11 protein-coding genes and 1 tRNA gene are annotated in these 10,064 nt (G+C 71.6%); 9 read left to right on the forward strand and 3 right to left on the reverse strand.

The genetic code is table 11. From position 1 onward, the window contains the following. Nucleotides 1-81 precede the first annotated feature (81 nt). The 8 genes from ETD83_RS45415 to ETD83_RS20930 all read left to right on the forward strand — a co-directional run bounded on the left by ETD83_RS45415 (nt 82) and on the right by ETD83_RS20930 (nt 8,225). The gene (locus ETD83_RS45415) at nt 82-207 is read left to right on the forward strand and encodes a hypothetical protein (RefSeq protein WP_268920476.1); all 126 of its coding nucleotides are present in this window, start codon (nt 82-84) and stop codon (nt 205-207) included. Next, complete coding sequence (locus tag ETD83_RS42675; RefSeq protein WP_171064351.1) at nt 204-341, forward strand: hypothetical protein; 138 nt, start codon at nt 204-206, stop codon at nt 339-341. The genes ETD83_RS45415 and ETD83_RS42675 overlap by 4 nt, the downstream gene beginning before the upstream one ends. 81 nt (nt 342-422) lie before the next feature. Next, the gene (locus tag ETD83_RS20900; protein WP_138646826.1) at nt 423-809 is read left to right on the forward strand and encodes a hypothetical protein; all 387 of its coding nucleotides are present in this window, start codon (nt 423-425) and stop codon (nt 807-809) included. 220 nt (nt 810-1,029) lie between these two features. Beyond that, entirely contained in the window at nt 1,030-1,305 is a 276-nt protein-coding gene (locus tag ETD83_RS20905; RefSeq protein ID WP_138646827.1) for a hypothetical protein, read from the forward strand. After that, nucleotides 1,302-4,145 (forward strand): DNA translocase FtsK, encoded by a 2,844-nt coding sequence (locus tag ETD83_RS42680; protein ID WP_171064352.1) that lies wholly within the window; start codon nt 1,302-1,304, stop codon nt 4,143-4,145. Before ETD83_RS20905 ends, ETD83_RS42680 begins: the two co-directional genes overlap by 4 nt. Nucleotides 4,146-4,219: 74 nt before the next feature. Continuing rightward, entirely contained in the window at nt 4,220-4,615 is a 396-nt protein-coding gene (locus ETD83_RS20920) for a hypothetical protein (protein ID WP_138646828.1), read from the forward strand. Between the two features lie 172 nt (nt 4,616-4,787). Then, the gene (locus ETD83_RS20925) at nt 4,788-6,773 is read left to right on the forward strand and encodes a DUF3987 domain-containing protein (RefSeq protein ID WP_138646829.1); all 1,986 of its coding nucleotides are present in this window, start codon (nt 4,788-4,790) and stop codon (nt 6,771-6,773) included. 189 nt (nt 6,774-6,962) lie between these two features. Continuing rightward, nucleotides 6,963-8,225 carry a tyrosine-type recombinase/integrase gene (locus tag ETD83_RS20930; RefSeq protein WP_138646830.1) on the forward strand — a complete coding sequence of 421 codons (1,263 nt, stop codon included), beginning with the start codon at nt 6,963-6,965 and terminating at the stop codon, nt 8,223-8,225. 88 nt (nt 8,226-8,313) lie between these two features. On the opposite strand, the gene ETD83_RS20935 is transcribed toward ETD83_RS20930, so the two are convergent. Beyond that, nucleotides 8,314-8,386 (reverse strand) — tRNA-Asn (locus ETD83_RS20935). A gap of 155 nt (nt 8,387-8,541) precedes the next feature. On the opposite strand from ETD83_RS20935, the gene ETD83_RS20940 reads away from it, so the two are divergent. Beyond that, nucleotides 8,542-8,817, forward strand: coding sequence for a YtxH domain-containing protein (locus ETD83_RS20940; protein WP_138646831.1), 276 nt, complete (start codon nt 8,542-8,544; stop codon nt 8,815-8,817). Here the strand turns inward: ETD83_RS20940 and ETD83_RS20945 are convergent. Further along, nucleotides 8,814-9,302: a hypothetical protein gene (locus tag ETD83_RS20945; protein WP_138646832.1), complete on the reverse strand. Its 489-nt coding sequence runs from the start codon at nt 9,300-9,302 to the stop codon at nt 8,814-8,816. The genes ETD83_RS20940 and ETD83_RS20945 overlap by 4 nt on opposite strands. A 17-nt stretch (nt 9,303-9,319) precedes the next feature. Then, nucleotides 9,320-10,064, reverse strand: a 745-nt coding sequence (locus ETD83_RS20950) for an MGH1-like glycoside hydrolase domain-containing protein (protein WP_407921508.1), incomplete at its 5' end; no start/stop codon positions are given.

Genomic DNA, 10,064 nt, shown 5'->3' on the forward strand with positions numbered 1-10,064 from the left:
CCCTGACCAGCAAAAGGCCCCGCCGGGGATCCGTCCAAAGAACACCCGGCGAGGCCACCTCACAGAGAGGCAGGTCCAAGTATGTCCGACAAGAAGACCGGCAAGGACAACGGTTCCTCCGCCACCTCCGCGATGTGGAAGTCCTCGTTCCCCAAGGGCAAGGACCCGCGCGGAGCCGACCGCAAGACCCCGGCGGACCGCAAGTGAGCAGCAAGGCGTGCTGCCCGAACTGCAACACCGACCGGAACGTCAGCTACGGCGGCCGCGAGGGCGGCACCGGCCGGAGCAAGGACGTCTGGAAGTGCTCCAGCCACGGCGAGTTCAAGACGCCCGCCCGCTGACCAGGTAGGACGCGGGGCCGGCCCCTAGCCGGACCGGCCCCGCCTTCCAACGGATCAACCCAATTTTCCGAAGGAGTTCCAATGATGGCATTCACCATCACCCAGGCCGGGGCGGCCGCGGCCGTGAGGGCGGCCGGTCCCCCGGCGGTCCCCACCGCGCAGGAGGCGACGGCGCTGGTCGTGGCCGCGCCGGCGCAGCAGCAGGCGCCGACGCAGCTTCCGGGCGAGGCCGAGGGCGGCACGATCATGATCGTCGTGATCGGCGGGTTCCTCTGGTACATCCTCAAGCACAAGAAGGCCAAGCCGGTGCACGTCATCGTGTCGTTCGCCGCCGGGGTGCTGCTGGCCGGGAGCCTGTTCGGGCTGATGGCCCGGCAGGTCTCGGCGTCCCTGGGGACCGGCCTGCAGACGATGCTCGGCACCGTCAACACCAGTGGCAACGGCTCGGGCTCGGGCACCGGTCGCTGAGGGCCTGGCCGTGACCGACAGTGAGCGGCGGCGGCGCGGGGACGCCCCGGGCCGCCGCCCCGCCGACCGGGCGCCGACCCGTCTCACTGGGGGCGTCTCACCGGCCCGTCTCACCCCGTCTCGGCCCCCTCTTGACACGCCCCAAGGTGCGCGCGTATGCGCGCGCACGAGGCCCTGCTGAGACCGCCCCCACTGAGACACCCCGCGGAAGGGGAACCCGATGGCCTTCGACCCGGACGCCGCCCCGGCCCGGCCCGCTACGGCGCGTGAGCTGCGCGCGGCGCGCCGGCGGGCCGAGCACCGGCAGGAGCACTTCGCCGCCAAGCGCGCCGCGGCCGCTACCTCCCGGGCCCGCGCCGCGGTGGCGTGGGACCAGTGGCGCGCCACGATCCGCGACGTCCCCTCGGCCGAGGCCGAGCGGCTGGCCGAGGAGATCGCGACCGCCCTGGCCGACCAGATCGACCACATGACGACCTTGCAAGGAGACCGGCCGTGATCGTGCAGCCGAACGAGGACCCGGACGACCGCGCCGCGCGCTCGTCCGGGGCGGCGCCTGACCGAGGACCGGCCGGGCCCGTGGACATGACCAAGACCACCGACCAGCCCACCGCGACGCAGGGCCAGCTGCCGAGCTACCGCCCGCGCGCCCTGGACCCGCTGCTGGACGCCGTCCACCGCTGGCGCCACCGGGGCAAGCCCCCGCCGCCCTCGCCGTACGGGGACGAGCCCTCCGCCGATAACGTCGCGGCGCCGGCGAGCGCGGCCGCGGCGACGAAACCCGGCACCGACGGCGAGGACCTCGCCGACGCGGACGGGTGGGCGGCGCGGCAGGGCGCCCGGGTCACGCTCGGCGCGCGGGTGGCCGCAGACCGGTTCCGGGTGTGGATCACCGCGGCGAACCTGACCGAGGACGAGCTGGCCGAGCGGACCGCCGAGCGGCTCCAGGCGGAGGCCGAGGCCCGCGCGGAACAGGAGCGGCAGCAGGCCCGCGAGGCGGCCCGCGAGCGACGCGGCGGCGGCCGCTCCTACCGGGCCTCGCGGCGGCGCGCCGAGCCCGAGGTCGAGAACGTCAAGTTGACCGATGCGCAGATCGCCTCCACCCGCACCCGGATCCGATGGGCGCGCGGCGGCGGCTCGGCCGTGGCCGTCCTGGTGGGCTGGCAGGCCCTGATGCGGATGCCGCTGCTGCTCGGGGTACTGCTGCTCGGCGGCCTGGCGGGCGCGTGGTGGCTTGGCTGGCGCGCCGAGGCTGAGCAGCGGCGCCAAGACCTGCAGGCCCGTGAACACGCCCCCGAGCCCGCCGCACCGCAGACCGCCGCGGCGGCACCCTCGGCCGAGGACGCCACCCCGCCCGAGGGCGTGCCGGTCCTGGCCGACGACCACGGCCAGAACGACGGCCAGGGCGAAGGCGAGGACGCCCCGCGCTACTCGCTGCCCGCCGACGACCTGCTCAGGATCGAGCCCCCCGCCCCTGGTGGCGACCGGGAGGCCGAGCGGATCCGCGAGCGGCTCACAGAGGTGCTGGACGACCACGGCGTGAACGCGAAGGTGACCGGGCACACCCGCGGGCCCACGGTCACCCAGTACGAGATCGTTCCCGCGCCGGGGGTGAAGGTGGAGAAGGTCACCGGGCTGCACAAGACGATGGCGATGGCCACCCGCGCCGCGTCGCTGCGGATCCTGGCGCCGATCCCCGGCAAGTCCGCGATCGGCGTGGAGATCCCCAACGCGGTCAAGGACCTGGTGCGGCTCGGCGACGTGCTGCGCTCACCGGCCGCGGTGGCCGAGCGGCACCCGCTGATCGTCGGCCTGGGCAAGGACGTCGAAGGCCGCACGGTGCTGGCGAACCTGGCCAAGATGCCGCACATCCTGATCGCCGGGGCGACCGGCGCGGGCAAGTCGACCTGCATCAACGGGCTGATCACCTCGATCCTGATGCGCGCCACCCCGGCCGAGGTCCGGATGATCCTGGTCGACCCCAAGCGCGTCGAGCTGACCCCCTACCGCGGGATCCCGCACCTGATCACCCCGATCATCACCAACCCGCGCAAGGCCGCCGAGGCCCTGGTGTGGATCACCGGCGAGATGGACGGCCGCTATGACGCCCTGGCCGCCGCCGGTGTCCGCGACATCGGCGCGTTCAACGCCAAGGCCGCCGCCGGGAAGGTCATCGACCAGGAGGGGCACCGGGTGGAGCCGATGCCGTTCCTGGTGGTGATCGTGGACGAGCTGGCCGACCTGATGATGGTCGCGCCCAAGGACGTCGAAGACTCCGTCGTGCGGATCACCCAGCTCGCCCGCGCCGCCGGGATCCACCTCGTGCTCGCGACGCAGCGCCCGAGCGTGGACGTCGTCACCGGGCTGATCAAGGCCAACGTGCCGTCCCGGCTGGCGTTCGCGACCTCATCCCTGGCCGACTCCCGCGTGATCATCGACCAGCCCGGCGCCGAGAAACTTCTCGGCCACGGCGACGCGCTGTTCCTGCCGATGGGCGCCTCCGCCCCGGTCCGATTGCAGAACGCCTACGTCTCCGACAAGGAGATCAACCGGGTCGTGGCGATCTGCAAGAGGCAGGGCAAGGCCCTGGCCGAGCCGCTCCCGGCCGAGCCCACCACGGCCGACGACCGGCCCTTCGACACCGCGTACGCCGCCGTCCCCGCGGCACCGGCCGAGGCCGAGGACGAGCGGCCCGAGCCGACGCCCAAGACCGCCCCGGAGGCGCCCGCACCGGACGCGCCGACCTCGCCCCGAACCGAACCCGCCGCCGACCCCGAGCCCGCGCCCGAGCGCGAGCCGACGATGCCCGAACAGCTCGTCAGCATCCTGACGGCCGCCGGCGGCGGCCCGCTCGGCTGGCGCGAGCTGGCCGAGGCCGCCGGGATCAGCAAGCCGACGGTGTACCGGCACATGGCCGCCCTGGTGAAGTCCGGCACCGCCCGCCCCGCCGCCGACGGCGGGTGGGAACTCGTCCCCGAAACCGCCGCCGGCGACGTCGCGGGCGAGGACCAGGAGCACGAGGCCGCCGAGCGCGGCCAGGCCGTCGACCGGCCGGACCGCGCGACCGGCGCCGACCGGGACCAGACGGCCGAGGGCAACGGCCCCGGCCCGGACGACCACGAGCTGCTGGTCGCCGCGGTCGAGCTCGTGGTGTCCACCCAGTTCGGATCAACCTCCATGCTCCAGCGGAAACTGCGCGTCGGCTTCGCCAAGGCCACCGCCCTGATGGAGCGGATGGAACGCCTGGACATCGTGGGCCCGGCCGCCGGTTCCCAGGCCCGTGACGTCCTGAAAAGCCCCGCCGACCTGGAGGACCTCCTGGCCGAGATCTGCCTCTGACCTTCCCAACCCCGAGATCAGCCCAAGCGGGCGGGGCTCTAGCCGGCCCCCGCCCCAACCCGAAGGGAACCCACATGTCCGACCTGCTAGAACTCCCGTCCGCGCTGGACAACCTGGTCGAGCGCGGCGACGCACTCCACACCGTGATCGAGAAGGTGGGCGAGTACGCGCCCGCCGTCGCTGAGCTGATGGAGACGCTCGCCACGATCTCCGACCAGGTCACCGAGGAACGGATGAACGAGGTCACCGACCAGTCCCTGGACCTGCGCCGCACGAACGTGGCGATCTTCGTCGCGCTGCTGCACGACGCCGTCGTCGGCCTCGGCGCGGTGCTGTTCAGCATGGACCTGGACGAATGGCTCGGTGAGCGCGAGCACGACGCTCTGCCCGGCGCCCAAGGCGCGGTGTACAGCCTCATCGAGTCTCTCTCCGTCCTCGCCAACGGGATCCGCCCGGGCGAACGCGAATAGACAAACCCGGCCCGGACCGCCGCCCCGTGGTGGTCCGGGCTTTTCCCGGCCCGCCAAGTCACAGGCGGCCCATTGCTCTCACTATTCGCCCTCGTCCTCGCCGTGGAGGAACCATGAAATCTGCCCGGGCAGAACTGCGTGCGCGACGCAGCATCTCCAGGACGGTCACCCGATGACCAAACCTCCGCTGCGCGTGGTCGACGGCGGCCACGACGACCCGGATCCACACCGCGCACTCCCCCACGACCTCGGGGCCGAGCGGCAGGTGCTCGGAGCAATGATGCTGTCGGCCCGCGCCGTCGCCGACGCCCGCCAAGTGCTGGACGGCAGCGAGTTCTACCGGCCTGCCCACCACGAAATCTGGCAGGCCATCTGCGACCTGGCCGACCGCGGCGACCCCTGCGAACCCACCGCCGTCGCCGCCGAACTCGGCCCGCGCCGCCTCACCAAGGTCGGCGGCGGCCCCTACCTGCACACCCTGATCCAGGACACCGTCTCCTCCACCCAGGCCGGCTACTACGCCCACCGGCTCGCCGAGCTGGCCTACGCCCGCACCGTCGCCACCACCGGGATCCACCTCATCCAACTCGGCCACCAGGCCGCCGACGGCGACACCACCGACCTGCGCGGCGCCGTCACCGCAGCCGTCCAAGACATCACCACACCCGACGCCCGCGGCTGGCCCACACCCACCCCACTGGAAGCCACGCGAGAACTCCCGGCCTTCCCGCTGCCGATGCTGCCGGACTGGCTCGCCGAATACGCCGCCCGCCTCGCCGAGCAAACCCAAACCCCCGCCGACCTGTCCGGCTGCCTGGCCCTGGCCGTCCTGGCGGTCGCCGCCGGCGGCAAGGTCTGGGTCCAGGCGCGCGGCTGGCGCGAACCGACCAACCTGTTCACCGTCATCGCCCTGGGCCCCGGCAACCGCAAATCAGAAGTGTTCGCCGCGATGACCGCCCCGATCCGCGCCGCCGAAACCATGCTGCGCGAAAAGGCCCAGCCGTATATCACCGACATCGCCATTCAGCGGCGCGTCGCCGAAGCCGACATGGAGAAAGCGGAAAAGGCCGCGATCAACGCCATCGACGCCATCGTCCGCGAACAGCACCTAGAGGATGCGCGGATCGCCGCCGAACGGCTCCAGGAACTGCAGATACCGGCCGAGCCGCGGCTGTTCTCCGACGACGCCACACCGGAGATACTCACCTCACAGCTCGCGCAGCAAGGCGGACGGATGGCCATCCTGTCCCCCGAGGGCGAGATCTTCTCCATCGCCGCCGGACGCTACAGCGGCGCACCCAACTTCGCCGTCCTCAAACACGGCCACGCCGGTGAGGGCATGCGCATCGACCGCGTCGGACGCCCGTCGGAGATCATCGAATCCGCGCACGTCACCCTCGGCATCTGCACCCAACCAGACGTCCTGGCCGGACTCGCCGACACCCCGCAGTTCCGCGGCCAGGGCCTGCTCGGGCGGCTCCTGTACGCCGTTCCGGCCTCGCTGCTCGGCTACCGCGACGCCAGCCCCGAACTCATCCCCGCGCACATCACCCAGACCTACGCCGACACCCTCACCCACCTCATCACCCGACTACACGCCATCACCGAACCGATCAGCCTCACCTTCACCGATCAGGCGCTCAGCGCCGTCCAGGAGCTGCTGCGCGAGACCGAACCGCGCTACCGGCCCGGCAACGACCTGGCCCACATGCCCGACTGGGGCGGCAAATACCCCGGCGCCATCGTCCGCATCGCCGGCCTGCTCCACCTCGCCGCACACCATCACGGCACCTGGCACCGGCCCATCACCGCCGACACCTTCGCCTGCGCACGCCAGATCGGCGACTACTACCTCACCCACGCCCAAGCCGCCTACGACCTCATCGGCGCCGACCCCGACCTCGCCGACGCCCGCGCCCTACGCGACTGGATCACCCGCACCGGCACCCACCGCTTCACCGCCAACGACGCAGTCCGAGCGCTCAGGCCCCGCTTCCGCAAAGTCGCCGACACCGAACCGGGCCTGCGCGTCCTGGAGGCCCACGGCTGGATCAGACGGCTTCCCACCCCGCCCCGCGCCAGCGGGGCCGGCCGCACCCGCGCCGCGCTCTACGAGGCCCACCCACACGCCTCCGAAGACGGTCCGGGATGCCTGTAGCCGACCTCCGGGACCGTTACGCAGAGTGACCGTCGCCCGGTGCCGATCCCCCGCTCGGGCCCTCCAACGCTGGTCTAAATGCAGAGAAATTAATTGTTCTGCATTAAAACCACGTCTCCAAGCGCCCAACCCAGCTCTCGCACCCAAGCCCCGTCACTCAGCGTGATGGATCACTCGAAGGAGATCACGATGTCCACGACCCCGGTCGCCACCCCCGAAGAGCCGGGTGACGGCAACGAGCCTAGGAAGGCGACACGCCCGCGAGGGGACGGCGGCCTGCGCTGGAGCGAGAGCCGGCAGCGCTGGATCGCCGAGATCACCGTCGGGTACACGCCCGCCGGCAAGCGGATCGTCCGGTCGGCCAGCGACAAGCACAAGAGCAGGGCACTCAAGAAGCTGCAGCAGAAGCTTCGCGACCGCGAGGACGGGCTGCCCAGCGAGGACACCCGGTACACCGTCGCGCAGGCCGTGGAGAACTGGCTCGAATACGGGCTTCCCGACCGCGACAAGAACACCGTGAAGAACCGGACGAGTCTCGCTCGAAACCACGTGATTCCTGACCTCGGTGCCCGGAAGCTTCGCGAGCTATCGGCGGACGACGTAGACCGCTGGCTTGCGCGGAAGGCGAAGACCCACAGCACGAAGACGCTCAAGGAGATGCACTCCATCCTTAAGCGGGCCGTCGCGCGAGCCCAGGCGCGGGACAAGGTCAAGAGGAACGTCGCGCTGCTCTGCGAGGTCCCGCGCGGCAAGGGCGGCCGCCCCTCGAAATCACTCTCGTTCAAGCAGGCCGTCGCACTGCTGGAAGCGGCCGAGGCCAGCGGCGAGGCCGACATGCACACCTACGTCGTGCTCTCGCTGCTCACCGGCGCACGTACGGAGGAATTGCGGGCGTTGCGCTGGTCCCACGTCGTCGCCTACCACGATGAGCGAGAGTCGTGGCTTCCGGTCGATGAGGCCGGATGGAAGCACCGCGAATTCGCCAAATACGTCTGGCGCTCCGTCCGCCGGGGCGGCGACACAAAGACCGAGAAATCGAGACGCAGTCTGAAGCTCCCGGCCAGATGCGTCCAGGCCCTCCACGACCTCTACAGTGCGCAGGGTGGCGCCCACATGGACGCCGGAGGCGCCTTCCCGCTGCCTTCCGACCGGTTCGTCTTCCCGGACCCGGACGGTGGCGAGCGCGACGCCATGAACGTCCTACGCGGCTTCCGGAGGGTGGCGGAGCGCGCCGGTCTGACGCCTGAGGACTGGACGCCCCGGGAGCTGCGGCACAGCTTCGTCTCGCTGCTGTCGGACAACGGGATGCCGACCGAGAACATCGCCCGGCTGGTCGGCCACAGCAGCACCCGCGTGACCGAGACCATCTACCGGCACGAGCTGCGGCCGGTGCTGGAGGACGGCGCCACGGAGATGGACCGCATCTTCCCGGGCGTGATCAGCGATCGCTAGTCAGGCAGTACGTCAGGCACGACACATCAGAGCCCGTCTCGGCACTCCGAGACGGGCTCTGATCTGGGATTACGTGCCCACAGCAAAGCTCCCGCGATTGGACTCGAACCAATAACCTGCCGGTTAACAGCCGGCTGCTCTGCCGATTGAGCTACGCGGGATCGTTCGTGCGGCCGGGGCGTCGGGCCCTGGCGGCGGGTCTAGGTTAGCGCATGTCCGGGGCTGTTCGCGCACCCGTTATTCGCGCCCCGTCACGGGTGGAGGGCGTGTTGGCGGGTATGGGGTTGGGACGAATCCGCCGTCAGTGGGAGTAAACATGAAAGCTCGCATGATGTTCATGGCAGGCGCCGCGATCGGCTACGTCATGGGGACGAAGGCCGGGCGCGAGCGGTACGAGCAGATCAAGCGGCTGTCGCAGCAGATGCAGGAGAACCCGAACGTCCAGGAGGCCGCGGGCAAGTTGCGGGCCAAGGGCGAGGAGTTCGCCGGGGCCGCGCGCGGCAAGGCGGGGCAGATGAAGGAGCGGGTGCCCCAGCAGGTGCCGGGACGTCACAAGGCCGAGGAGGATCAGCCGCCGGTCTATCCCGGCTAGAGACCGGTCTGGCGGCGCAGATCTTCGAGGACCTGTTCGGCCTGGGTCCGCAGGCCCGGGTCGGACGGGTCCAGGCCAGCGTCGAACACGAACGTCCAGCGTACGTCGCCGCCCGCGGCCGGGCGCCGGCCGGCGATACGCACCTTGCCGCCGCCGGGCAGCACGGCCTGGTGGCTGACGGCGATGGTCGCAGTGACGCGTTCCCGGACGGTCTCGGGCACCGAACCCGGGTCGGTGAGGCGGACGTGGTGCTCGGCGCGGGAGGTTTCATGGACGTGCAGCCATCCGTCCTTCCAGGTGGCGTGGTCGACGCGTTCCCAAGGGACGCGCGTGAACCCGCCTTCCGGGGTCGGGATGTGCAGGGCGGTCGTGGTCGCGGCGACGTGGGAGCCGCCGCGGGTGGGGGCCGTGGCGAGGACGCGTTCGCCGCGTTCGAGGGTGAGGGCGTCGCGGAGGTCGGAAGGCACTCCCCGGCGTAGGCGCATAGCGCCACCGTATGCGATCAGGCGGCCTGGGGGGCGCGGCGGGCGGCCAGCAGGTCGAGGACGAGTGCGGCGGACCAGGCGTAGTCGTGGCTGCCGCGTCCGGTGCCGTCGAACGGGTCGAAGAACTCGCGGAAACCGGACTGGCGGACGAGCCGCATCGTGGAGCCGTAGAGGAGGTCCGCGACGACGGGGAGGTCGTGGCCTAGGGCGCCGTACCAGACGAGCCAGTTCGTGCTGATCCAGGTGGGGCCGCGCCAGTAGCCGCCGCGGTCGAACGCGGGCGCCTGGATGTCGCAGGTGGGCACGGGGTATCCGGCGGCTCCGGCGAAGCGGGCCGACAGGAGCAGGTCGACGAGGTTGCGGACGATCGCGGCGGGCAGCTCGGGGTCGAGGAGGGGGCCGAACGCGCCGACGGTGACGACGGGCAGCTGCCGGTCGTCGCGCAGGTCGCGGGCGCGGAAGCAGCCGGTCTCGGGGTCCCACAGCCGGTCGAGGATCGTGTGGTGGACGCGTTCGGCGCAGTCGCGGTGCGGGACGGGGTCCGCGCCGACGATCTCCGCGATCTCGGCGAGCGCGTGGGCGGACGCCAGGTAGATCGCGTTGACCAGCGGGTCCTCGACGGCGAACGGGTGCTCGTCGCGCAGGTAGCCGGGACGGTATCCGGCCTCCCGCATGAGCGCGGCGAGCCACACGTACCGGTCGTAGTCCTCGCCTGTCGGCAGGGTGTGGGGGCGCTGGGCGGGCGCGTACGCGGTCGGGGGG

The sequence above is a fragment of the Actinomadura soli genome (assembly GCF_005889715.1).
In the GTDB taxonomy this organism is placed as follows: domain Bacteria; phylum Actinomycetota; class Actinomycetes; order Streptosporangiales; family Streptosporangiaceae; genus Spirillospora; species Spirillospora soli.